The organism is Pseudanabaena sp. UWO310 (assembly GCF_006861605.1).
Classification (GTDB): Bacteria; Cyanobacteriota; Cyanobacteriia; order Pseudanabaenales; family Pseudanabaenaceae; genus Pseudanabaena.
Genome location: NZ_SELU01000021.1, coordinates 25,352 through 50,780, shown reverse-complemented (window position 1 = coordinate 50,780; position 25,429 = coordinate 25,352). Strand labels below are relative to the sequence as shown.

Genomic DNA, 25,429 nt, shown 5'->3' with positions numbered 1-25,429 from the left:
ATCCAGTAAGGTTTTGAGATTTCCAAAATGGCATTGCCATTTTGGAAATTGGTATTAGTTGAGCGGAGGCGAAGCTAACGTTGGTTGGGAGGGAAATTTTTTATGCTCAGCTACTTATATCTACAGTCACTCGACTTAACGACAAATCAAACCCCAAGAATTGAGAGGCGGCGCTTCGCGCCGCCTCTCAATTCTTGGGGTTTATGTCCTAGTACCCTTGGCGACAGCTATATTTGATTTTATCTAAATTTGATTTTATCTAAGTAGCTGGGCATAATAGCCAGATATAAAACCTGCGGCGCACGCTGTAAGTGCGCCGCAGGTTTATATCTAATTGCGTCTAGCTACTTATAGTTGGGGATAGTTGGGAAAATTAACCATAAAATAGGTTTCCTCCTAAACTATTTATATTTGCGATATCTAGGTGTAATACCAAATCACAAAATGGCATAGCCATTTTGTGATGTTAAAACCCTTACTGGGTTTGGTTTTCAACTCCCAAAAGTGTAGCTACACTTTTGGGAGTTGGTATAACTTCCTTGAGGAGCTTTTCCTACGAAATTAACAGCCGCCATAATCCCCACTAATCAGTAATACCAATTCTCAAAATGGCGTTGCCATTTTGGGAATCTCAAAACCTTACGGGGTTTGGTGTTGAATTCACAAAAGTATTGTCACACTTTCGTGAATTGGTATAAACCGATCAACAAACTGATCAGTAAACCGATCAGTAAAACCGATCAGTAAAATTGATTAAATGCTAGGAATTGCTAGCCGAAAACTCAAAAAACGATTTGATAATGGGAATTGCTGTATTCTTTATGAGTATAAGTTTGTCAGAGGTAAGCTTTTAATAGCCAGCCTATCTTGCATATCTTGAAAATAAAGTCAAAAAGTAAATTTTTCCGTCTTTGAAACAATAAAGCTCTATCTCATAGGACGTGTAGACGACGCATGGATACAGATAATCTAGCTGTTTATAGCCTTGTTGAACAGTTACGTGGCTATGGTCGCAAGCAGTTTACGGGCAAGCTGGAACTGCATAGTGTCAAAGATTACAAATGGAGTATCTACTATTGTCATGGTAGGTTAGTGTGGGCTACGGGTGGGGCTCATAGTCACCGCCGCTGGCGTAGACTGATGGGGCAGTATAAGCTACAGATAGACTTTAATAAAATTTCCTTTCGCACCGTTGAAGAGTTGAGACTCTGGGATTATCACGTACTAGTCATCTTAATGAAAAGGATGGTGATTACCCGTGAGCAAATCACGCCAATTATTGAAGGTTTTGTTCAAGAAGTACTATTTGATATCATCCAATGTGCGGCGAACGATAAGATTACCTACTATTGTGATTTTGAAGATGAGCTAACTCCTGTCATCTCCCTGATCCATGCCGAACATGCGATCGAGTATGCCCGACAAGAGTGGCTGACATGGCGTAAAGCGGGAGTTGCCGATTTTTCCCCAAATCTTGCCCCTTGGATCAAAAGACCTGGACAACTTAAGGAAGAAGCCTCGGATTTGACCTATAAAACCTTGATTACCATTCTCGATGGCAGGCGATCGCTACGGGAGTTATCGACATGGATGAAAAAGGATTTACTAACCCTCGTGCAATCGTTAATGGCGTATTATCACCGTGGTATGGTCGGGCTAGTGGAAGTTAGTGATATTCAATCGCCCATTGCTTCGCTTTCCCTCAATGAAGTAAACGAACCTGCCCAATTGCCTGATAAGAGCCATAGTAAACCGAAAAGAATAGAAATGATGGCAAGACCGCTGATCGCCTGTGTCGATGATAGCAACCAAGTATGTGCGACTATCGAACAGATTGTGAGAGGCTTCGGTTTTGGCTTCCTAGGAATTCGCGATTCTATTAACGTATTGCCTTTACTTGTGGAATATAAACCAGAGATGATTATTTTAGATTTAGTTATGCCAATCGTTGGTGGCTATGAACTCTGCGCTCAAATTCGGCGAATTCCAGATTTTAAGGATACGCCAATTCTCATTTTGACGAGTAATGATTCGTTAATCGATCGCTTTAGAGCGAAGCTGGTGGGAGCTACTTCATTTATCTCTAAAACTGCGGGTAACGATAAAATTGGCGAAGAAGTGAATAAGTATCTGCTAACTTCCAATCAAGAAATGAAGCAACTTGAGGAATAAAATTTAAATTATACCAATTCCCAAAATGGCGTTGCCATTTTGGGAATCTCAAAACCTTACTGGGTTTGGTGTTTAATTCACAAAAGTGTTGTCACACTTTCGTGAATTGGTATTAGAGGCTATGTCGTACAGCGTGCGGCATAGCCTCTGTTTTTTCTACAGCAATTATTGATCAAACGAACCACAAGAAAAATCTTGAAAGCGTTGCTTCGCAACGCTTTCAAGATTTTTCTTGGTTTGGATTTAAGCGCAAAGCGCTGTAATAACCCGAACTGATGTTAACTTAGTTCGCTTTGTAAGTAGGTCACTACGGCTTCAATCTCAACTAAAGTTGCGACCTTGGTAGCTCGATTGACAATTTCCACTTTGCCATCGGCGATCGCTTTACCCGTGACTACTCGATAGGGAATACCAACGAGATCGGCATCCTTGAACTTCACGCCAGCCCGCTCGTCGCGATCGTCGAGTAAGACCTCTATACCCGCAGACTTGAGGGCATCGTATAGCTTTTCGCCAACTTCCATTTGCTTGACATCGCCAATATTCGGTACGGTGACGATCGCATGATAGGGAGCGATCGCTTTGTTCCAGATAATGCCATCTTTGTCGTAGGACTGCTCGACCGCCGCTTGAGCGAGACGCGATACGCCTAACCCATAGCAACCCATGACGAGCGGCAATTCTTCGCCTTGTTCGTTGGTGTAAGTTGCCTTCATCGCCTTGGAATATTTGGTTCCCAATTGGAAGATATGCCCGACTTCTATGCCTCTGGCGGTTTGCAGGATTTGGGAAGGATCGTGAACAGCGCGATCGCCTGCTTTTGCCTTATCGAGATTGACAACGGCAGGCAAGGGGAAATCCTTGCCCCAATTTGCACCGACCACGTGATAGTCGGATTCATCCGCTCCCGTGACAAAGTTCTGTAGATCGGCAGTGGTGCGATCGGCTAAGCGCAGCAATTTAGGGTTAACTCCCGAACTCTTATCAATATAGGAATCATCCAGACTTGGGGAAATGAAACCGAGCGGGAGTTTAGAATGCGCCCATTTTTGCTGAGATTCGGCATCGGCAACTTGGAGGTTGATAATGGCTTTACCACCGTAGTTACCTGCTAACTTGGTTAGCTCATTCTGCAACTTCACCTCATTGACATCGCGATCGCCGCGAATGCTGACTAGGACTAGAACCGTTGTGCCATTGTCATAGATGACTTGATAGAGAACTTGTTTGACTACTTGGGTGGGGTCGCATTTCAGCATTTTACCCACAGCCTCGATTGTGCCAGCTTTGGGAGTATGTACTTTTTCAAACTTGTCGAAATGCGAAGGAACTGCATCGGGGGGTAAAGATACAGCTTTCTCCACATTGGCCGCGTAGCTACCATCTTCTGTAAAGAGAATGTCATCTTCCCCAGCTTCGGCAAGAACCATGAATTCCTGCGAACCCGAACCGCCGATCGCTCCTGAGTCTGCCTCGACAGCGCGGAATTTGAGCCCGCAGCGATCGAACATCTTCCGATAGGCGCGATCCATGGCGTAATAGGTTTCCTTGAGGCTCTCTTCGCTATCATGGAAAGAGTAGCCATCCTTCATGATGAACTCGCGACCGCGCATCAAGCCAAAACGAGGACGGATCTCATCGCGAAACTTGGTTTGGATTTGATATAAATGCTGGGGGAGTTGGCGATAGGAACGGATCGTATCCCTAGCGATCGCCGTAATAACTTCTTCATGGGTGGGACCTAAGCCAACTTCACGATTGGCGCGATCGGTGAGGGCAAACATGATCCCTTCGGCTTTGGTGTAGGTATCCCAACGTCCTGACTCCTGCCACAGTTCCGCTGGTTGTAGTTGCGTTAACAGGCATTCTTGCGCTCCCGTATCATTCATCTCTTCGCGCACGATCGCCGAGATCTTTTGCAAAACGCGCCACATGAGTGGCAAGTACACATACAAGCCCGAACCTACGCGCCTGATGTAGCCCGCACGCAATAATAATTTGTGACTTGTGAGTTCTGCTTCGGCAGGGTCTTCACGCAGAGTGACCCAGAGCATTTGAGATAGACGCATATTGCTGGAGATGTTCGGTAGGGATGTTCGCTAGAAATTCGTTAATCTGTTAACGGTGATTCTGCCTGACGATCATATCAGGACTTGGGGCATTGGTGCTGAAGGCGGAGGCGATATCCTAAAAATTCAGTATTATGGCTACAGTCACTAGGTAAGGATGGGCGGCACTTTGCGCTGCCCATCCTTAGCATAATATCCGCTTTACTTACAGTTTTACTTACAGTGCATTGCGCTCAAACCCAAACCAAGGAAATTTTTGAAAGCTTTGCTTTGCAACGCTTTCAAAAATTTCCTTGTGGTTCCTTTGATCGATAATTGCTGTAAGAAACAATTTAGAAACAAGTTAGAACCAAGTCCGATCGCTAATTGCAGCTTGCATTTTGCTAATCACTTCGTCAATGGCGATCGCGCCTAGTTCACCATGCTTACGGCTACGGATGCTGAGAGTGCCAGATTCGACTTCCTTCGCGCCGATGACTGCCATCACGGGGATTTTATCCATCTCGGCTTTGCGGATTTGCTTCGCCATGCGATCGCCACTATGGTCTAGCTGCACGCGCAAACCTGCGGCTCTCATTTGGGCAGCAACTTGCTCGGCATATTCCATTTGTCCATCAGAGACAGCAATCAATTTTGCTTGTACTGGCGCTAACCAGAGGGGGAAGTCACCCGCATAGTTCTCAATCAATACGCCAATGAAACGCTCGACGGAACCGAAGAGGGCACGGTGAATCATGATCGGTTGATGGCGCACACCATCTTCGCCGACGTACTCCATCTTGAAGCGATCGGGCAGATTGAAATCTAACTGAATGGTGGAACATTGCCAACGACGACCGATCGCATCTTCGATCTTGATATCGATCTTTGGCCCATAGAAAGCGCCGCCACCTTCATCAATCACGTAGTTCCAACCCTTATGATTGAGGGCTTGCTTAAGAGCTTCCGTAGATTTTTCCCAGATCGCATCGGAACCGACATATTTTTCGGGACGGGTGGAAAGATTGATCTCATAATTCTCAAAACCAAAGGTCGAGAGAATCAATTCCGCAAGATTGAGAACGCCGAGAATTTCCTGCTCAATTTGTTCTTCCGTACAGAAGATGTGAGCATCATCTTGGGTAAAGCCGCGTACACGCATCAAACCATGCATTGTGCCAGAGCGCTCGTAACGGTATACCGTACCCAACTCGGCATAGCGAATGGGGAATTCCTTATAGGAATGGAGCGTATCTTTGTAAATCAACACATGGAAGGGACAGTTCATCGGCTTGAGCTGATAAACCTGATGTTCCACTTCCATCGGCTGAAACATACTTTCGCGATAGAAGTCGTTATGCCCTGAGATCTTCCACAGGTCTAAGTTTGCCATGTGAGGCGTAGTGACTGACTCGTAACCATTCTGAACGTGAGTTTCTTTCCAGAAGGTTTCGATGATATTACGGATGATTGCGCCCTTGGGATGCCAGAATACCAAACCACCACCTGCATCCTCTTGAATGCTGAATAGTTGCAAATCTTTACCAATGGTGCGGTGATCGCGGCGTTTGGCTTCTTCGAGCATGGCATGATACGCCTGTAATTGTTCGGGGGTTTCCCAAGCCGTGCCGTAAATCCGTTGCAGCATTGGATTTTTTTCATCGCCGCGCCAGTAGGCTCCTGCAATGCTTTCGAGGGCAAAGGCATCAGGATTAATATCCCCAGTAGCATCTAGGTGAGGACCAGCACATAAATCCCACCAAGGTTGTTTTTCAAACTTTTCGGGATCGCCGATAAAATAGCGACTGATATTTTGCCCTTCAGGAATGGCAGCTAATAATTCAATTTTGTAAGGCTCGTTGAGTTTCTCGATTTCGGTAAGCATCTCAGGACGGGGCAACTCCTGACGCACAAGGGGTTGATTCCACTTGATGATCCGCTTCATTTCCTTAGCGATCGCCTTTAAGTCACTGGGGGTAAAATGCTCTTTGCGATCGAAGTCGTAATAAAAGCCATTCTCAGTTGCAGGGCCGATAGTCACCTTAGCATCGGGATATAACTTTTGAACTGCCATTGCCATCACATGGGAGCAGGTGTGGCGAATCCGCGCTAGTTTTTCGGTATCGGCTTGCCGCAGGATATCACTAGGTTTAATATCGCTGGGCTTTACTGCAACTGCATCCATAACTTGATGTCGTGACCTTAATTTATTACAAGAGTTACAAAAATTTTACTTAGAGTCTACCATCTTAACTTTTTTTGCTGAATATTGCGATCGCTTTATATCTCAGTTTGGGAATTTAGCGATCGCACCCCAACCTAATACTTATTTATTTCTCGCAATTAGGCTACACTCTATGACAGACAACACTTTTATAGATGATACCTTTTGCCCCTGATGAACCTATCCGATATCCTGAAAGATTCTGAGTATAAGCTTTCACAGTTTAAGCCTGATGAGGTGGATTGGCTTGAGCAGTCTATTTTTTTAAAGGCAAGTACTAAGGGGAATGTGCCTTATATTAAGTGTTTGGTGCGGGGGAAGGATATCAAGTCAACTCCTGAAATTGCTAAAACTGGAGTAGAAAAGGCGATAGAGCAAAATGAAGAAGTAGCAATTAATTGGATAAACCAGCAACTAAAAAACTTAGAAATTAAAAATTCTCCCCCCTTTTTAAGGGGGGCTGGGGGGGATCAACCATGCTAAACGAAGCAGATTTTCTTCCATCTCTCCTCCACAAAACAACCATATATCAAGAATATAAGCTTGTAGAAATTAATCTAGTAGCTACGTTGCAGGTTATAGATCCCCCCCAGCCCCCCTTAAAAAGGGGGGAGAAGAGTGAAGCGTTAAAAAAAGTGAGAAGAGTTTTAGGGGGAGAAAACGATGCTATATGAAACTGATTTTCATCTTCCCTATAATCCTGCTCTAATTCCTAGAGCTAAAGAACTGCGGAAAAATATGACACCCGCCGAAAGAAAACTTTGGCATCAATATTTAAGAACATTCAAGTTCAAAGTTTATCGACAAAGACCGATTGATTACTTCATTGCTGATTTCTATTGTCCTAGCCTCAAACTAGTTATTGAAGTCGATGGCGAGGGGCATTATAGCGATGAAGGCAAAGACTATGATCAAGAGAGAACTCAACGATTAGAAGGTTATGGGATCAAGATAATTCGATTTACTAATCAGCAAGTTTTAAATAAGTTTGAAAGTGTTTGTGAGGCGCTAGAGAGGATAATCCCCCCCACCCCCCCTTAAAAAGGCGAGGAGAATTTTCTTCTTCCCCCTTTTTAAGGGGGATTGAGGGGGATCTTTAGTAACTCAAGATATAGCCAATAACTTATGTGTACACCTTTGATTCAAAGGTGTTGAGAATTTGGATAAATCAACAATTGCAAATTTTAGGCATAAACTTATGACAGGAGATACAACTATGGAAGCCCAAATGCTTAGAGACATTATCAAGCAAAGTGTTCGCGAAGTCTTGAGAGAAGAACGCTTATCTCTTTTTCTTGCCCTAATCCCCCTTGTCAGCGACAAAGAGATCCACGAAATCGAAGCAAAATTTGCCGCCCCATCACAATATGCTCCCGAAGAATTTATTGACATGACCGACTGGATCAAATCATGAAAGTTAAATTCAGCAAAAATGCAATCAAATTCTTAAATGCTCTATCCTCAACCGACCAAGAGCGAATACGGGAAAAGCTGAAAACGCTTGTACTCTCCATTGAAGAAAGTGGTTCACTTCCCTTTCAAGAACTAGACATTAAAAATCTCAAGGGTGAATGGAAAGGCTACCAAAGAATGCGTGTAGGTAAACTGAGAGTTATTTTTTGTGCAACCGTTGAAGAGTTATTAATTTATGAGATCGACTTTAGAGGAGATATTTACAAGAGAAAATAAAACTTACCTCTAGCTGGCAGTGAAAGCGACAATTTTTGGGAAGCATTTATCTAGCAGAAAATTGATCGCTGAAAAGAATGATTTTGCAAACCTTTAAATCATTGAGCGTAAAATGCTCTTTGCGATCGCATACTGATTTGCAAGAGTTACCAAAAACTTACTTAGGGCTTACTATCCTAACTTTTTTGATGAGTATATGATTAAGGGTGAAGCTAGTACTTCTTGCAAGTGCAGCCAATACTAACAAACACTTATCGATCGCCTTATCAATTGCTATGGTTAATTCTGATTCTGAGCAATTACCCGACTACTCAAGCCAGATCATCACAGTACGTCCCGATCGCGAAACCGCCACATTGCAAAAGCTACCCTACTTTGTGGGGATCTCTGGTGCTACAGCAGGAGCAAAGGGAATCTCGATGAATTTGGTGATCATTCCCGCAGGTGGTGCAGCCGAGCCACATTTTCATCGTGATTATGAGACTGCTATTTATTTGGTCAAGGGTCGCGTAGAAACTCGCTATGGTCAAGGGCTGAGTCAATCGGTAATTAATGAAGCTGGTGATTTCCTGTTTATTCCCGCAGGTGTCCCCCATCAACCCCATAATCTTAGTGATACCGAGCCAGCCCATGCGATCGTTTCCCGTAACGATCCTAACGAGCAAGAAAATGTCGTTCTTTACAATCCCAATATTGAGTAGTTAAAACTTGAGTAGTTAAAAATGGATATTCATGCCTTAAGAGAAGATTATAAACAAGGGGAACTAAGACGCAAAGATCTGGATGACGATCCCTTTAAACAATTTGAAAAATGGTTTCAGCAAGCTTGTAATGCCGAGCTATTAGAACCAAATGCCATGACCCTATCGACAGTTTCCGCACAGGGGCAGCCATTTATGCGGACAGTATTACTGAAATATTTTGATAGCGATGGATTAGTGTTTTTTACCAATTATGAAAGTCGGAAAGCTCGTCAAATTGAGATAAATCCTAAAGTATCGATTCTGTTTACTTGGTTGCCTCTCCAAAGGCAAGTACATATTACAGGAACAGCCGAAAAAGTAACTACAGCCGAATCATTAGCATATTTTACCTCTCGTCCTAGAGGTAGCCAATTAGGCGCTTGGAGTTCTCAGCAAAGCTCCGTAATTTCTTCTCGCCAACTTTTGCTGATGCAATTTGAACAGATTAAACAAAAGTTTTTAGATGGAGAGATACCTTTGCCTGATTTTTGGGGCGGATATCGGGTTGTTCCCGATAGTTTTGAGTTCTGGCAAGGTTGTACCAATCGCTTACACGATCGCTTTCTATATACACCACAAGAAGAACAATCATGGCAAATTCAGAGGCTAGCCCCATAAAGCATAGCTCCAATCAGCCCCACTTCAGGATTAAGCACGATATGAATGGGAATATCTTCTAAAACAGGGCTGACTCTTCCCTTGGTTTTAAGAATCTGCAAAAACGTTCCGTCTTGGAGTAAAGGCAATATTTTGGGAGCAATGCCACCCGCAATATACAAGCCCCCATTCGGAATTAATTTCAAAGCTAAATTACCAACTTCGGCAGCATAAGCCTCTACAAACATTTGCATTGTCTGCGTGGCTAGATGATCAATATTAGTCTCACTATTAACTCCACAATTAGCTAATGCAGCATCAGCGATCGCCGATGCCGCGCCCGAATCTGTATCTCCCGATTCCCAGAGCCGCACTTTTTCGGCAATTGCTGCGGATTCAGGAGGGGCAGCGGCGCGATCGCGCAAAAACTGATAAATCGCCACAATTCCTGTTCCTGACGCGACGCGCTCTACTGATACGCGATCGTGGCGCTTGAGTAGATATTGCAATAATTCAATTTCTAAGGCATTTCTGGGGGCAAAATCCGTATGTCCGCCCTCTGTGGGATATACCTCATAGCGATCGCCATTCCATGCCAAAAATGCTTCACCCAAACCCGTCCCCGCCCCAATGACACCAATGGGGGCTTGGTTGACAGTTTGCCCATCCTGCAAGGTATGCAAATCATGGGGCTGTAATCCTAAAACACCATAGCCAACCGCCACAAAATCATTAATCAAGCTCACGTTAGCAATATGAAATTCTTCGGCAAGGCGATCGCTATCAAAAGACCAACCGAGATTGGTTAACTGCGATCGGCGATCGCGCACAGGACCCGCAATCCCCAAGCAAGCCGATGATAAATTTGGTAAATCACCCAAATTATTTTGGGCGTTAGCAAGAAATTCTCTTAAAACATCTGCAAAACTAGGATAGCTAGCGCCCGCAAAACGCTTTTCAAACAGGATCGAAAATCCATCGGCATCTTTTTGAGCTAGACGTAAAAGGGTTTTAGTCCCACCAATATCACCCGCTAAAATCACTGTCATATTTAATTACCCTTGATTGCCGATCGCAAATTTATCTTGCCATCATTAATATAGTGTCGGTGCTTTGCACCGACACTATATTAATTGGGATTAATCCGCTCGATCGCAAATTTTGCGGCTGATGCAACTTGTGGATGGGGATCTTTGACGAGGTAGTTTAAGGCTGACAGACTCTTTTCACATTTTAAATGCCCCAAAGCCTCGGCTAATCTCTGTCTGGTCAACCAATCCTCAGACTGAGCAAATCGCAAAATTTGATCCACACAACGCAGATCGCCTACCTCACCTAAAGCCGCGATCGCCGCTTGATGCAGCATTGTTTCGTCGCTGTCTAAGGCTTGAATTAAAGCATCGTAGGCGCGAATATCACCTAAATTCCCCAGAGATACGGCTGCGCTAAACCGCACCAACCACTCTGTATCTTCATAAAAAGTCCTAAGCAGAGGTTCGACAGCTCGATTGTCCTGTAAATATCCCATCGCCCCTGCGGCATCAGCACGGATCCCATAATCATTTTCGGTTTCTAGAATTCTGGCTAATACTGGAAAACAATCCTCCGTATGCTTTAGCCCTAGGGCAAATACTGCCATTGATCGGATTTGGAGGTTTTCATCATCAATCACCTTTAAGATTAAAGGTACTGCTTCATCGGGCGATAGATCCCTCAAAGAAACTAAGGCGCGGAGGCGATCGCGGGAATTGTCACTGTCTAGTTGTTGAGCAATGTTACTTAAATCTGGCATTTGATCGGGTATGGACATAAAAAGCTCAGGCTAAAAACCTTAGTATAGCGATCGCTTATATAGTTTTTAGCTTGATCGGGATTAATACTTATCGCGTATTTTCAAGATAACCCGATGGAATGACCAAATTTGCAAACTACGTGTGTTATGCTCTATACAAATTAATATCAATATCGTATGTAATCTAGCTTAGTAATATTTATGGTAGTAAACAGGTATTTTCCAACTAGGTTCTACTAAATATTTACAGATACTTAAGTTATCGGCTAAGGTTAAGCCCGCGTTTTATCGATGGCGTAAGGGTCGAGAATTAACTCGGTTGATTGCATACTAAAATATTGCACAAATTAAAATTTACTCTCGTGAGGAGTGGAATGATGAAAAAAGTATCTTTGAATTTAGCTGGTAGCCTCGGTCTTTTGGGTGTTATTGGTGCTGTTGCAGCAACACCCGCATTTGCTGAAACTGGCGTTTCTCAAGTTAGCCAAGCTATCAACAATGATCCAGTTGCTCAAAATGTAACTTCGGTATCTCAACTTAGCGACGTTAAGCCTACCGACTGGGCTTTCACTGCATTGCAGTCCTTGGTAGAGCGTTACGGTTGTATCGCTGGTTATCCTGATCGTACTTTCCGTGGTAAGCAAGCCACCAGCCGTTATGAGTTCGCCGCAGGTTTGAATGCTTGTTTAGACAAAATTAATGAAATCATTTCCGCAGGGCTTGCCGACAAGGTTAGCAAGGCTGACCTCGCCACCCTGCAAAAGCTTCAAGAAGAGTTTGCAGCTGAACTCGCTACCCTTCGTGGACGTGTAGATGCTCTTGACGCTAAGGTTGCTAAGCTCGAAGCTCAACAGTTCTCCACCACTACCAAACTTTCGGGAAGTGCCATTTTCTCTGTACAGGGTGGCAGTGGCAATTCGGGTACTCCTAGCAATAGCAATATCTTCGTTTCTAGTCGGGTTCGCTTAGACCTCAACACCAGCTTCACAGGTAGCGACCTGTTGAAAACCAGACTAGAAGTTGGTAACGGAACCCAAAGCATTCCTGGTGTATTCGGTGCTGGTTCGACCACTGGTACAAATGGTGTAAGCAGCAATATTGGTTTCCAAACCTACGGTCAAGACTATACGGGCTTGACAGGTGGTTCTACCTTTACCCTTGCTAAATTGCGCTACGACTTTAACCTTGGTGATGCTCGCATCTCCCTCGGTCCTGTGATGCATGCTTACGATCACATCGATACCAATAGCTTTGCTAATGATGAATCCGCAGACTTTGCATCCACTTTCTTCATCAATAACCCTCTAATGGTATTGGTGAACGGTCAAACAGGTGGTGCTGGTGCAGCGATCGACTGGAACATCGGTAAGAGTTCTTTCACCGCCCGCGCCCTTTACTTAGCTGGTAACGGAGCCCAAGCTGCTACCAATGGTGTTACCAATGGTGGTCTATTCGGTGATGCCTATCAATTAACTGGCGAACTTGAATTTGCTCCTAAGAATGCTAATGGTGACAAGCCCTTCGCCATCAAGTTGCAGTATACCAATGGTGCTGTCAACAATGCTAACGTCAATGCTGCTGGTGTAAACCTAGAGTGGAAGTTCACTAAGGGTATCGCTATATTCGGTCGTTATGGCTTTGGTACTATTGATAACCGTGGTATTGGTGCTACTACCGCAGCTTACACTCGTACTCTGTTCACTGGTACAAACACCACCACCGCAGGTAACCTCAGCCCTCAAACTTGGATGGCTGGGCTTGCATTCCCTGACTTGTTTAAGGAAGGTGCAATGGCAGCGATCGCTGTTGGTCAGCCTTTCATTGACAGCAATGTTGGCAACGCAAGTCAAACCAACTTGGAAGCTTTCTACAACTTCCCTGTAACCAACAATATTCGCATCACTCCTGATGTTCAATTCATCTTCAATCCTAACAACACATCTGGCGCTACCATTTTTGTCGGTACTTTGAGAACTGTATTCTCGTTCTAGTATCGGTTTGAATAAATAAAAAAGGGGACGTATAACGTCCCCTTTTTTATAGCTGTACAAAAATGAAGAAAAGAATGGCGGCGCTTTGCGCCACCATTCTTTTCTTGAGGGTTGATTTTGTCCTAAGTCAAGTGACTGTAGCTATATTTCCTAAGCAAACCTTACGTTGCTATAGATAACGTCAGTTCGGGTTAAGCTGGCAAATTTAAAAAGCCCAAAAGTAAAAGCCTTGCGTAGCAAGGCTTTTACTTTTGGGCTTGGAGAAAGGGTTTGCGTAGCAAACCCTTTCTCCAAGCCCATTTCAAATTATCGCGGACTCACGTTAATGTTACTGAATACCCAAAAGTGCTTTTGCCATGGGAAAGTAGGTTGACCATATTTTCGGATCGGGACGACTTGTCCAATCGCGGCGGGACACGATCATTTGGAGAATAATTGCCGCTTGATCTTGATTGAGATTTTGCGCGGTAACCTTCACCGATACATCAGAAACCAAAACTTCGCGGTCAAATGTCCGTTGAGCTGCCGATCGCGCTAGTATTTCGGCTTTACGGGTCATCACAGTAAAACCCTCATCTTGATTCACTAGTAGGCGAATATCTACCTCGCGACGCTCTGCAAACCCAGCACCAGCGATCGCCATTGTTGATAAAGTTGCGATCGCTGATAGCAGTAAGTAGTTAGTGAATCTAAGTAATGGCGGAGCCATAGAACAAGTCGGAGAAACATGCGATTTGTTTTTCATAGTCATCTTCGCCAGAAACTCACAAAAAATTATAGAAAAATCGCCAAGATATTAGCAAAAAACTGGGAAAGATGTGTGCTATTGTCTGCTAACAAATTTGGCTTTAGAGTGTAGCTCATTTAGGAGCCTATTTGCCTATCAATTTTGTCAACAAATTTTGGTAGTTATTTAAATTACCCTAAGCTGTCATTATGGAGGTCTTGTAGGGGGTGTTATGTCAAAAGTACTGATTAATAGTTTGATTGATGAAATCAATACATTGCTTAGCCGACCAGTGCGTTCGGTGTCTAAAAAAGCATCCCCAGATACGATCCATCAGAGAGAGCAGCTAAAACAGTTGCGATCGCATCTTGAGGGTTTAACCGATGACTCGCTACTGGGTAATTTGGAGCAGCAATATCAGGCTTTAGTAACGCGCCTACAGGGGCAAACACAGTCAAGTGAGTTAACTAACCGTGACGGGAATGGGGAGGCGTACGGGCTTGATGGTATAAATATCCAAGAAGATGGCACAGGAAAATTTAAAACAGATAAACTAGAGACATCGTCACCCCTATTAGTTAGCCCAGTAGTTAGCAACCTATTTGGCACTGAATCTAACTTGACAAAGGAGAATAGCATAATGACGAATGGTACACCTGAGTCCAATTCATTTGTCAACGATCGCCTGATTGCTTCGCTTCAGCAAGCAATTCAGCAGACATTGCAACAAGTTGTCAAAGAGTCAGTCCAACAAGCAGTTAGCCAAACACTTGCGGTAGAAAGAGCGCTGATGGTGGGTGAAATATCCGCTAACTTAAATAAAATTGTCGAATCTCAACAGCGATCGCAAATAAGTCAAGAATTAATAACCTTAAACCAACAAAAGCAAAAACTTAATGCTGAAATTTCGCAGTTAGAAGCCGATCGCGTAACTTGGATGAGACAGTTTCAAGAATTTCAGGCTACGCAGCAAGAAGCATTGGATCGGTCGCTGCGATCGGTTGATAATTACGTGCGGGATCAGATTTCTGATTCTCTACAGCAAACAATGCAGCAAACAATGCAGCAAACAATGGCAACAACTGTTGCAGAGAGTGTGAATCAGACCCTTTCCCAAAGCCTTCAAAATAATTTAGCCAATCTGTCTGCGGCGGCTCCAGTTAATCCCGTCTCAGAAACCCCACCCACAGAATTTGTCAACAGGGTGCAGGAGCAAACTGATCGCTTCCTGATGCATCTTGATGAAATGTTTAATACTACTTTTCGTTCCTTAGAACAGGAAATCCAAGGCTATCAAACATCGATCTCCGCCAAACTTGGGCATATGGAAACCCTCGAACAGAAAGGGGAAGCTTTAATTAATGCGTTAGTTGAGCGGATTGAGCAACAGTCTGAGCTTGTGCCACAGGGCTCCGATCCAGAACTTCATGAAGAAGTGATATTGCCCGAACTGCCCGATGATATTCCCGCCCGATACCTTGAAACTTTTTCCGAACCTGCTGATGAAAATTTGATCGATGCTTTATTAGCGGGAGATAAGTTTGGCGAAACGATCGCCGAGCCTTCCGCCGCAAAATTTAATGAACTTAGTGAACTTAATGAATTTAGTGAATTTAATGAACTTGGTGAAAAATTCAGTGAGCCCTTTGCCGCCTCAAACTCTGAAATTGCCTTACTGGACATGGCAACCTCTGGCGATGGGGACAGCGCTCTTGACTCATTAACGCCAGAGCTAGATTTAGACTTGCCTGCGGAAACTACCCAATCTCCAATTTCTACGTCTGAAGATCGGGTTGTAGATACTTCAGAGACGATGCTGGGCGCGGAAGTTTTTGAACTGGAGAGCATCTTAGGGGCTTCCTCGGATACGTTATTTGAGCAACCAGTTCAACCAGTTTCTGACGAGCAGACCGCTACGGAGCTAGCCACCGATCCCTTAATCGATCTCGCTGGTTTTGGCACAAGCATTATTCTCGATCCTCAAAGTGCGATCGCCGCCCGTGAGTTGAATCCTGATTTTGATGTGGAAGCGGCTACCCAACTTGTAGAGACCTTCGACATACCGCGATCGACCATAGCAAAAGAAGGTGAAGATCATGATTTTGAATTACTAGCTTTAAATTTTTCCGCGAATGACGCGAATGATAAGGATGTAATTAGCGATTCTGGCGAATTAATTGACAATCCCGAACTGCTGCAATGGTTAGAGGAAACTAATAAACGCCCTGTATTAACTAACCTCGTCGATGTGTCTGCGGATGAGGATTTATTATCTTGGTTGGGTAATGAAGCTATTGACATGGCAAAATTGCCAGTTCAGACCAAATCGAACGATCTTAATGATTCACTGGCTGAAATAGAAATTTTTAATGATTCCCCAATTAATTCAATTGCTTCGGAAATCAATTTAGATGCTATCAAAAAAGATAGTGCGGACAGTCACATCGACGCGAAAATCGAACAGTTCTTTAGTAATTCTAGCAACGATCACGCCGATGATTCTGACGAATCGCTGATTTTGCTTACCAATAAAGGTAACGATACTTCGGAATTTGGTGAATGGGAAGACTCATTGGTCAATGAACTAAGTTCCGATCTGGCTCAACTTAATGCGGGGGGAGTGGATCCATTAATTGCGGCTAACCTCGATCAGTTTATTCGTAATACACCTTATTCCTTGACGAATTGGGAAGCTGCGGAATCTCAATCCTATCCCACTATCATTGAGGTTGCTGCTAATGATTCGAGTGAGCCTATTCCATCTCAACTAGAAAATACATCAAAGGAGTCTTTGGAAGTACCTTTAATTATCGAAAATCCAAATACTTTATTTATTGATAGCTTTGCGAATTCCTTTGCCGATCGCACCGACGAACAGTCGGAAATTGTTGTAGATATTGCTGATTTGCAGTTATCTCCATTTTCATCGCCATTTTCATCGCCATTTGCATCACCATTGATGACGGCATCGAATGATATTCCTGAGATCTTTGATAATCCTGACTCACTTTTTGAGACAACTGCTGGAGATGAGTCCCCATCAACTGCGCCTCAGTCTGTATCTAAGGTCGAGGATGATATGGATGCAATTTTTGCGGAAGTAATTGCCGAAAATGCCGCTAAATACAACCAATCTAAGCCCTTTACCATTAGTGACGAGCTTGATGAATTATTTGTGCAATCGGCATCCGAAAACACGAATTTTGCAACTAATAACAATGCCTATAGCAATAACTACGCCAACGATCTCAACACTGATCTCAATCTAGATCTCGGCAACGATCTCAGTAACAGTCTCAGTAACGATCTCGGCATAGATCTCAGTAACGATCGCAGCAATGATCTCAACCTAGATCATGAAAGCGAGCTTGATACCCTTCTATTTGGTTTCGATGCTGCAAATGAGCCTGAGGAAAACGATACCACCATGCAGGTAATCCCAAGGGAGGGCTATAGCAAGCTTGATGCTGGGGCAGCAACCATCCAAGAGCCGATTAGTCCTTTTGTGTCAAGGGATGTCGAAGAAGAGTTGGATACAATTTTGCAAGGTTTTGTACAGGAAGACTCAATAGTCTCGCTGGACGATACAGATATGACTAAATTTGCTGTGCCTGAGGAGATCTTAACGGTACTAGAAGAGCCTACGTCCGATATGACTAAATTTGCGGTAGCTGAGGAGATTTTAACAGTACTAGAAGAGCCGCCTATGAACTCTTCTCAGGCTGAGGCGGAAGAGGATGATTGGACTGCTGCGCTCGATCAGATCGAGTCTAACCTCCTATCTAAGCCCTCAGGTAGCAGCAAAACTGAAAATATTCCCAAAGATAATATTGCAAAAGATAATATTGCATCGGAACCTTTTGAATTGTCTGCCGATGAGTTTTTCGCTTCTTTAGAAAACGAAAAGCTGAATAACCTTGCCGATACTGCCGATACTAATGAGAAAAAACTCTCACCTGAACCTGCAAATGTAGGGGCTGCTGAAGATCTCTCCGATTTTATGAATTTGGAGAATGAATTTGAGGAAGCTGAGGACGACTTCTTGCTGAATGAGTTCGCCGATTCTCAGCATGATGCCCATACTCCCGTCGCCGATAGCGAATGGGATAATTTATTAAAGGATTTAAATTCCTTTAACTTTGCTCAACCGTTAATTGATGAACGTCGCGAACAACTGGGTTTGTCATCGGTAGCACCCATTACGGATACGAGCGAAAATGTTTTCGATATTGATTCTTTGGTATTGGAATCAAAAAGTAAAGCATTAATTCCTACGCCACCTGAGAAGGAGGTCTATAGTCTTGATGATACTTGGATTTTAGGTGTGGATTTTGGTAGTACCGCCATAAGGGCGAGTTTGCTCAATGCGAGTACTGGTCGTTTATATCCCCTGTACTTAGATGATGCTGAGGAGATGCTATGCCAACTGGTGTGGGCAGACGATCGCAGTTTAGACGATCCGATCGCTAAGGAACTGCGGGTTCTGACTAAGCGATCGCATCTTACTGGCTTAGAAAATGGGGAAGTTGCGATCGGGCATTTCAAACAGTTTCTCAAATTAGGTTTGCCCTATCGCGGCGTGAGTGCTTGGCAACCAATCATTCAATGGTCTATATCGAATCAGAACAGCTTGCGGTGGTTTGTCGCCGCACTTAAAAATCTACTGGAGCAGATCCAAACCCGTGCCAATCATCCCAAACTGCCTGATGTGGGGTTGATTTTATTAAAGCTAAGCAGTGTGGTCTTTGGCTATCCTACTAACTGGTCAGATACTTATATTCTCAATGTCCGTGAAGCCATTTTGAAAGCAAAATTAGTCAATCATGCGGAACAGGTGATGGCGGTAGAACAGGCGATCGCGCCAGTTTTGTCTCTAGTCCACGATCGGAAGATATCTGAGGAAGTAACGCTACTGATCGATGCAGGGGCAATTACGACCAGTCTCTGTCTGGCTAAAGGGCTTACTGATGCTAAGGATCGCTCGAAGTTACATGTTCGCAGTCTTGACTATGCAGGAATTAGTATTAGTCAAGATATTGTCGTGCAGTTGTTCTATCCCCATTGGTTGTTAATTACCAATCCTAATCGCCATCTCTGTAATTTCGATCGCTTGAGTTTGCCAGAGGTTGGTGCTTCGGCTATATCGCAACGGGTTCTCCTTCAGCAATATCTTTTGAGCTCGGATATTGGTCGCAAAATGCTAGAACTAGCCGATCGCATCAAGTCAACATTTGGTGGCGATGTTGGTGTTGATGAATGGAACGAGGAGCTAATGGGGCAACCGATAGTTGTCTTGCGTCGTGAATTGGAAAATTTAATTTTGCAACCATTTATTCAACGACTCAATCGAGAACTGAATGCAATTCTCAGTAATGCGGGAATTTTGGGAGAAGATGTCCGTCAAGTGTTGCTATTAGGAAGTACGATGAATATTCCTTTGCTATCACGGTGGCTGGCGCAAAAACTACCTAATGCCAGTATTGACCCCCTAGCGACTTCTATGGTGGCAAATGGTTTAGCGGTTTCACCCCTTTATCCCCACCTCCAAGACATTGCGCGTCAGCAATATTCCGATTACTTCCTGTTACAGGAAATCTGCCGCCTTAACCTCACGCAATCAGTTAATCCCACCCAGCTACTTCAGCAGCTACAAATACGCGGAATTAATATCAAAGTCTGCCGCGATCGCATTTTAAGTATTTTGCAGGGTGATCTACCCGAAGGTTTGTTCCCTTGGCAAGAGTCGGAAAATGCAGTGATTTTGGAAGATCCCACGCTCAGCAGTGAATTATTTGCGGGACGTTTGTTTGAACTGGAAACCGATGGCACTTATCAACCCAATGTGGTCAAATTTCAGCAGTTACGGGTCTATTTACAAGCCATTATTGGCAATATGAGTCAGACCTTAAATGAGCCTCTAGTTTTTCCTGAAATCAAGACTATGGCGATCGCAAAGTGAAAAATGGGGATGGGCAGCGCTTTGCGCCGCCCATCCTTATATAGCTGTCGCTAAGTGTACTAGGACATAAAACCCAAGAATTAATTGGCGGCGCTTCGCGCCGCCAATTAATTCTTGGGTTTTGATTTGTCCTAATTCAAGTGACTGTAGCTATACAACTATAGTCAGTAATGTTAGGACAAAAATCAAACCCAATAAAGAGTTGCAGCGCTTCGCGCTGCAACTCTCTATTGGGTTTGTTATCCTGACTTAAGTGAATATAGCTAGAATACCAATTCAAAAAATGGCAACGCCATTTTTTGAATTGGTATTACAACATAAAGCGCTGTAAAATGTTCGTTCTGGGGCTGATTGTTGTGATTTTTTGGGAAAATTTGAAAAGTCTATGCTAGCAAAACGCATTTTGCCTTGTCTGGATGTTAAAGCGGGTCGCGTCGTCAAAGGTGTAAATTTTGTCGATCTGAAGGATGCTGGCGATCCCGTAGAGTTAGCACAGGCTTACAACCTTGCAGGGGCTGACGAACTGGTGTTTTTAGATATTACGGCTACTCACGAAGATCGCAATATTATTTTAGATGTGGTCTATCGCACCGCAGAGCAAGTATTTATTCCCCTAACCGTGGGTGGTGGTGTCCGCAATCTCGATAATATTCGCGAACTTTTAAGGGCAGGCGCGGATAAAGTGAGCATGAATTCGGCGGCAGTCAGTGATCCTGATTTGATTAACCGCAGCAGCGATCGCTTTGGCAATCAATGTATCGTTGTGGCGATCGATGCTAGACGCAGGAACGATCCTCAAAATATGGGCTGGGATGTATATGTGCGTGGCGGAAGAGAGAATACGGGAATTGATGCCCTTTGGTGGGCGCAGGAAGTTGTGAAGCGCGGGGCGGGGGAAATTTTGCTAACGAGTATGGATGCGGATGGGACAAAGGCGGGATACGATCTGGAACTTACCCGTCAAGTTGCCGATTTAGTGGAAGTGCCTGTGATCGCTTCGGGCGGAGCTGGCAACTGCGAACATATCCTGCAAGCAGTTACCGAAGGTAGGGCTGAAGCCGCCTTATTAGCTTCGTTACTGCATTATGGAGAGTTGACGATCGCGGAAATCAAGGATTATTTAAGCGCACATCACGTTCCTGTGCGATCGATCTAGTTATACCAATTCACAAAAGTGTGACAACACTTTTGTGAATTGGTATAACTAAACCTAGTAAGTAGCTAGGCATAAGTAAACTTAAAACCTAGAAGAGCATACCGCCCGCGCAGCGGGCGGTATGCCCTCTGGTTTTTGTTTTTAATTATGCCGAACTACTTAAGGGTTTTCAAGTTAAGACATAAACCCCAAGAATTGACTGGCGGCGCGAAGCGCCGCCAGTCAATTCTTGGGGTTTGATTTTCCTAAGTCAAGTGACTGTAGCTATATAGCTGCCGCCAACTGTATCAGGATATAAAACCCCAAAGAGAGTTGCCGCGCTCCACGCGGCAACTCTCTTTGGGGTTTTGATTTTGTCCTAACAAAACTGGCGGCAGCTATACTTAGTGATTGCTGAAACAGTTTGCTCACAAGCCCAATGCCATAATTCAAATGCTTTCAGCAATCAGTGACCTCGAAATCAAGAATGAGCCACCAAAGAATTTTCCAGAGTTCTGAATTTTTTCAACCCACCGATCGCGAACCGATTCGTTCGGTTATCACAGAATCTCCTGAGGCTGCGATCGTCGCTTGGTATATTCAGCCAAATCAAGAGATCTCTCCCCATATTCACCCCAACGGACAGGATACATGGACGATTTTGCAGGGAAAGGGTGAATATTATCTGGATACATCTGGTAATACTAAGACTATTCTCGCGGGGGATGTGGTAGTTGCCTATCCTAATTGTGTGCATGGAGTCTTTAACAACAGCGATGAGCCATTGATTTTTATTTCGGTGGTAGCGCCTGCTGCCGCAGGCTATCAGTTAGTTGCGATCGCCAAATAAGTAATGAATTCCGCAAGAGCCTGATCTCAATTTAAATAAATGAAAAGCCATGAAAGAACTGATTCAATACTTTTCGGAAATCCAATTAGATAAGTCAGTACTTTGGTGCTACCTAATCTGGTACGTTGTCATTGTCTCTTTCTATTTTGATCCTTCCCCGAAGATCTGGAGTAATTCCATTGGAATCAGTGCGGTAATAGGAACGGGGTTGATGCTCAGCATTTCTTCTAATGGAGCGACGCAACGAGATACTTGGCAGACTTTCAGGTTATATCTCATGCCATTTTGTGTGTCTAGTTTCTCCGCTTTAATTAAAGATAAGGGCTTTATCGTATTCATTTCTCCCCATATCCAAGAAAACTTAGTTGCTCTGTCCTGCTGTATAGCCTTTGGCATGATTATTTGGGCAATCAAATCATTCAATCAAAAATCCATCTCAAGAAACGTTAGTAAATGACTAAGTAGCTGTTGCCAATAAGAGAATGGTGGTGCGAAGCACCACCATTCTCTTATTGACGCAAATTCTCTGTCCCTAGGGATAGAGTAACCATGCAAATTTACCAATACCTAAGCCAAAATATAAGGCGATCGCTATGACGAATAACAAGCTGGAAGCAATCATCAGTAGGCGATCGGCAGTTTTTAAGGCAGACTCATGGAGATAGGTGCGTTGAGAACTCCCTGAAAAAGCTTTGGATTGCAGCACGATCTCTAATTTTTGGGACTTTGAGAGAGAATTTAAAATTAAAGGAATCGCAATCTTGGCATACACTTGCCCTTTTTGCAGCCATCCCATTTTCTCAAAGTTTAAACCCCGTAATCGTTGTGATTCAATAATTGACTGGGATTCTGCGAGTAAAAGCGGGACAAATCGTAAGGTTGACGAGAATATAAATACTATTTTGTAAGGGATTTTTGCTCTTACCATGCCTACTGTCATTTGATTGACATCGGTAGTAAAAATTGCCAGTGGAATTACCAAAATCATCGTCAAGGTTTTAAAAACGATATTCAAGCCATAGAGAGTTCCTTCCCAACTCATTTTTGCCCCGCCAATTAACCACCATGCATTAGGTAGACTTACTAAAGTCGTTAATTCAGTTTTATGCGCCAGTAACTTAACCTGTTCCACATTAAAAAAGCCCATGCTCAAAATCAAGAAAATATAAAAAGGAATCATCAATTTAAAAACTCCCCCTAAATAATTAAGCTTGACTCCAGCAAACAAGCAGGAAATTATCATGCTCAGCATCAAAATGCCACCAGCGATCGGGCTTTCCCATAAAAAAGCAAGAACGGTAATAGATAACATCGCAACTGATTTAGATCGAAAATCTAAGCGCGTAAATAAAGAGTCATACTTAACTGTTTGAAATTTCATTTATTTGCCTCTAGTAATGCTGATAAATTCAAACTATTTAAGATACTTGATTTAATAGGTCGTTTTTCATCCCAAAAAATTTGAGATGAGTAAAAGGAGATCACTTGATCCGAGGTTAATAATTTAAAGGTAGCAATGGCAACTTTTTCCTCACTAAAACTAAGAAAATAAACAGTATCATCAAAAACTGTAGGTTTATTATCAAGATTACTAATCAGTCTAAATTCTAGCTTTTTATAGAGTCCACAAATTGCTATTTTCCATGATGCAAACGTATATTTGCCAACACCAAAAATTGAAAATTTAGGATTTTTTTGATAGATTTTACTTTTTCTATTAGATAAGTACATGGAATGAGATTCTAGATATCCCCATGTTTTGGGAGCTGCTAATTTAATATATTCAGTTGACTCACCAACAAATTTTTGAGTTACTAAAACATACCGATCAGTAGTTTCTACTCTATTTTGAGCAATATCAGAACCTTTAATTAAAGGGAAAAGATAAATTTCTTCTATATCAATAGATTCTCCCAGTCCATTAACAAAAGCACCATCAATCTTACGGAATTCCATTATTTTTGAACAGTCATGCTTAATGCCAGATCTCCATTTATTTTTAGGGTTTTTATCGTATAAACTACTAAATTTCTCAAAGGAAATAACATCTCTAATTAGGATGTTATTTCTATATTCTATTCTCTTGTATTCTGATTGGTCTAGATCATTAAATACATCACAGAAATAGTTTTTTGAGCTTTGATCAAACTGACAAAATAATAGACAAGCATCAACTGTTGCGCCAAAATATTTTTGGGCATCAATTTTATAGCTCGCACAGTAAGTAAGGTTAAGATTTTGAGAATAAATATAGTTTAGGATTTTCCTTGAAACTGAGGTTTTACAGAGCATTGCTAAACAAGCATTGTGACCTTGTAGACATTGGACAATCTGTATTAACATCCATTCAGAAACATCAAAATTACTTTTTCCAGTAATTGCATCTAGTCCGTTATGTTTTTGAAAGTTGTTTTTTTGCGGTAAATTATCACTACTAATAATTCCTTGCTGTGCATTGGTTACCCAAGGAAAGTTCCCAAGCACTAAAATTTCTCCACTTAGTTGTTTTATGTAGGATCGCCAATCAACCTCAAAAAAATCTTTATGTATTAGTTCAATCCTTTGATCTTGTGAGTATTGATTCTTATTTCTAACTTCCTGCAAGTATTGTGCGTTTATTTCAATACCAATAATTTTATTAGCCAAGGGGAAACGTAATGAAGCGGCATCAATAAAACTCCCAACTCCACAAGTTGGTTCAACAATTACATCAGGACTAACATTAAGTTGGATCAACTGCTGGCAAACTTTTTCTGCTAGCTCAATTGGTGTTTGAAAATCTCCAAATTCTATTTTCGCTTTTTTGTCAATATTTTTAATCATGGGTTATTCCTATAAACTGCGACTAATCCTTCTTCTTGCCCAGCTAGTTCAATTACTCTTCCGTACTGAAGTCGCCACTGGAGAGCATTAGAAATAGTCAAAAAGCCTTGAATAGGAGGATTTGCGATTATCTCGTCAGCAATATTTGATAACTCAATTTCATCAACAGGTAAATTCCGATCAATCATAAAAGCTATCAGATCATCCTTATTACCTTCATTTTTAAGGATATTGTGAATTCCACGAGTCATTTGGAAATCAGCCGTTCTTTCCGAACAGACATAAATTGTATGCCGAATATTCAGGTTCCCAGTTCTATTTATGCTGTCGTCAGTCTTATCATAGACAAAAATAATTAATCCATAGCCTAATCCAAAAATCTTTTGTCGTGCTGACTTAAATGGACAAGATGATTGTGGTTGTCTAATGCTTGTGACCTTGATATCTATCAGTAAGCTTGGAAGATCAATTCCAATAGCTGAATTTCCTTCAGCAAAATCATACCGATCTTTCAGATAGAGTCTGAACTTATGCTCTAAGTATGTTCCAACAGCCTTACCATCAGTTACCCCATAGAGTAGAGGTTCTGGATGAGCAGATTCAATTGCGGAGAAAATATTAGCTTCAGAACAAAGAGATTCTATAGTTAAAATTGTCATGACAAAATTGCAAGTTAATT

Annotated in this window: 20 protein-coding genes; 12 read left to right on the top strand and 8 right to left on the bottom strand. The window is 42.8% G+C overall.

Going from position 1 to position 25,429, the window contains the following annotated elements:
- Positions 1 to 954: 954 nt before the first annotated feature.
- Complete coding sequence (locus PseudUWO310_RS09020; protein ID WP_142600334.1) at positions 955 to 2,172, top strand: response regulator; 1,218 nt, start codon at positions 955 to 957, stop codon at positions 2,170 to 2,172.
- 278 nt (positions 2,173 to 2,450) lie between these two features.
- Here PseudUWO310_RS09020 and PseudUWO310_RS09015 read toward each other — a convergent pair whose 3' ends face one another.
- Both PseudUWO310_RS09015 and thrS read right to left on the bottom strand, forming a co-directional pair.
- A complete protein-coding gene (locus tag PseudUWO310_RS09015; RefSeq protein ID WP_142600333.1) occupies positions 2,451 to 4,241 on the bottom strand; it encodes a proline--tRNA ligase in 1,791 nt (596 codons plus the stop codon).
- Positions 4,242 to 4,584: 343 nt separating this feature from the next.
- Complete coding sequence (thrS, locus tag PseudUWO310_RS09010) at positions 4,585 to 6,405, bottom strand: threonine--tRNA ligase (protein ID WP_142600332.1); 1,821 nt, start codon at positions 6,403 to 6,405, stop codon at positions 4,585 to 4,587.
- 213 nt (positions 6,406 to 6,618) lie between these two features.
- On the opposite strand from thrS, the gene PseudUWO310_RS23260 reads away from it, so the two are divergent.
- The 6 genes from PseudUWO310_RS23260 (at position 6,619) to pdxH (ending at position 9,494) form a co-directional block, all read left to right on the top strand.
- Positions 6,619 to 6,927: a hypothetical protein gene (locus tag PseudUWO310_RS23260; RefSeq protein WP_223805588.1), complete on the top strand. Its 309-nt coding sequence runs from the start codon at positions 6,619 to 6,621 to the stop codon at positions 6,925 to 6,927.
- A 180-nt stretch (positions 6,928 to 7,107) separates the two neighbouring features.
- On the top strand, positions 7,108 to 7,485 hold the full coding sequence (locus PseudUWO310_RS09000; protein WP_142600331.1) for an endonuclease domain-containing protein: 378 nt from the start codon (positions 7,108 to 7,110) through the stop codon (positions 7,483 to 7,485).
- Positions 7,486 to 7,642: 157 nt separating this feature from the next.
- The gene (locus tag PseudUWO310_RS08995) at positions 7,643 to 7,858 is read left to right on the top strand and encodes a hypothetical protein (protein WP_223805587.1); all 216 of its coding nucleotides are present in this window, start codon (positions 7,643 to 7,645) and stop codon (positions 7,856 to 7,858) included.
- Positions 7,855 to 8,133 (top strand): type II toxin-antitoxin system RelE family toxin, encoded by a 279-nt coding sequence (locus PseudUWO310_RS08990; protein WP_142600330.1) that lies wholly within the window; start codon positions 7,855 to 7,857, stop codon positions 8,131 to 8,133. Before PseudUWO310_RS08995 ends, PseudUWO310_RS08990 begins: the two co-directional genes overlap by 4 nt.
- A 275-nt stretch (positions 8,134 to 8,408) precedes the next feature.
- On the top strand, positions 8,409 to 8,834 hold the full coding sequence (locus tag PseudUWO310_RS08985) for a cupin domain-containing protein (RefSeq protein WP_142600329.1): 426 nt from the start codon (positions 8,409 to 8,411) through the stop codon (positions 8,832 to 8,834).
- A 21-nt stretch (positions 8,835 to 8,855) separates the two neighbouring features.
- Entirely contained in the window at positions 8,856 to 9,494 is a 639-nt protein-coding gene (gene pdxH, locus PseudUWO310_RS08980) for a pyridoxamine 5'-phosphate oxidase (protein WP_142600328.1), read from the top strand.
- Here pdxH and PseudUWO310_RS08975 read toward each other — a convergent pair.
- The gene (locus PseudUWO310_RS08975; protein WP_142600327.1) at positions 9,476 to 10,522 is read right to left on the bottom strand and encodes a glucokinase; all 1,047 of its coding nucleotides are present in this window, start codon (positions 10,520 to 10,522) and stop codon (positions 9,476 to 9,478) included. The two genes, pdxH and PseudUWO310_RS08975, sit on opposite strands and share 19 nt — an antisense overlap.
- Before the next feature lie 80 nt (positions 10,523 to 10,602).
- A complete protein-coding gene (locus tag PseudUWO310_RS08970) occupies positions 10,603 to 11,283 on the bottom strand; it encodes a HEAT repeat domain-containing protein (protein WP_190315959.1) in 681 nt (226 codons plus the stop codon).
- Between the two features lie 359 nt (positions 11,284 to 11,642).
- Between PseudUWO310_RS08970 and PseudUWO310_RS08965 the strand changes: the two genes are divergently transcribed.
- A complete protein-coding gene (locus PseudUWO310_RS08965; protein ID WP_142600354.1) occupies positions 11,643 to 13,256 on the top strand; it encodes an iron uptake porin in 1,614 nt (537 codons plus the stop codon).
- A 328-nt stretch (positions 13,257 to 13,584) separates the two neighbouring features.
- On the opposite strand, the gene PseudUWO310_RS08960 is transcribed toward PseudUWO310_RS08965, so the two are convergent.
- Positions 13,585 to 14,001, bottom strand: a complete 417-nt coding sequence (locus PseudUWO310_RS08960; RefSeq protein ID WP_223805586.1) for a hypothetical protein — start codon at positions 13,999 to 14,001, stop codon at positions 13,585 to 13,587.
- Between the two features lie 214 nt (positions 14,002 to 14,215).
- Here PseudUWO310_RS08960 and PseudUWO310_RS08955 point away from each other — a divergent pair, with 214 nt between their 5' ends.
- The 4 genes from PseudUWO310_RS08955 to PseudUWO310_RS08940 all read left to right on the top strand — a co-directional run bounded on the left by PseudUWO310_RS08955 (position 14,216) and on the right by PseudUWO310_RS08940 (position 22,384).
- Positions 14,216 to 19,942, top strand: coding sequence for a hypothetical protein (locus PseudUWO310_RS08955; protein WP_142600326.1), 5,727 nt, complete (start codon positions 14,216 to 14,218; stop codon positions 19,940 to 19,942).
- 385 nt (positions 19,943 to 20,327) lie between these two features.
- On the top strand, positions 20,328 to 21,098 hold the full coding sequence (gene hisF / locus PseudUWO310_RS08950) for an imidazole glycerol phosphate synthase subunit HisF (protein ID WP_142600325.1): 771 nt from the start codon (positions 20,328 to 20,330) through the stop codon (positions 21,096 to 21,098).
- A 466-nt stretch (positions 21,099 to 21,564) separates the two neighbouring features.
- Positions 21,565 to 21,927, top strand: a complete 363-nt coding sequence (locus PseudUWO310_RS08945; RefSeq protein WP_142600324.1) for a cupin domain-containing protein — start codon at positions 21,565 to 21,567, stop codon at positions 21,925 to 21,927.
- Positions 21,928 to 21,976: 49 nt separating this feature from the next.
- Complete coding sequence (locus PseudUWO310_RS08940) at positions 21,977 to 22,384, top strand: hypothetical protein (RefSeq protein ID WP_142600323.1); 408 nt, start codon at positions 21,977 to 21,979, stop codon at positions 22,382 to 22,384.
- 75 nt (positions 22,385 to 22,459) lie between these two features.
- Here PseudUWO310_RS08940 and PseudUWO310_RS08935 read toward each other — a convergent pair whose 3' ends face one another.
- The 3 genes from PseudUWO310_RS08935 to PseudUWO310_RS08925 are packed head-to-tail and all read right to left on the bottom strand — an operon-like array spanning position 22,460 to position 25,409.
- A complete protein-coding gene (locus PseudUWO310_RS08935; protein ID WP_142600322.1) occupies positions 22,460 to 23,308 on the bottom strand; it encodes an energy-coupling factor transporter transmembrane component T family protein in 849 nt (282 codons plus the stop codon).
- Entirely contained in the window at positions 23,305 to 24,750 is a 1,446-nt protein-coding gene (locus PseudUWO310_RS08930) for an SAM-dependent methyltransferase (protein ID WP_190315958.1), read from the bottom strand. Before PseudUWO310_RS08930 ends, PseudUWO310_RS08935 begins: the two co-directional genes overlap by 4 nt.
- Positions 24,747 to 25,409: a restriction endonuclease gene (locus PseudUWO310_RS08925; RefSeq protein WP_142600321.1), complete on the bottom strand. Its 663-nt coding sequence runs from the start codon at positions 25,407 to 25,409 to the stop codon at positions 24,747 to 24,749. Before PseudUWO310_RS08925 ends, PseudUWO310_RS08930 begins: the two co-directional genes overlap by 4 nt.
- Positions 25,410 to 25,429 lie beyond the last annotated feature (20 nt).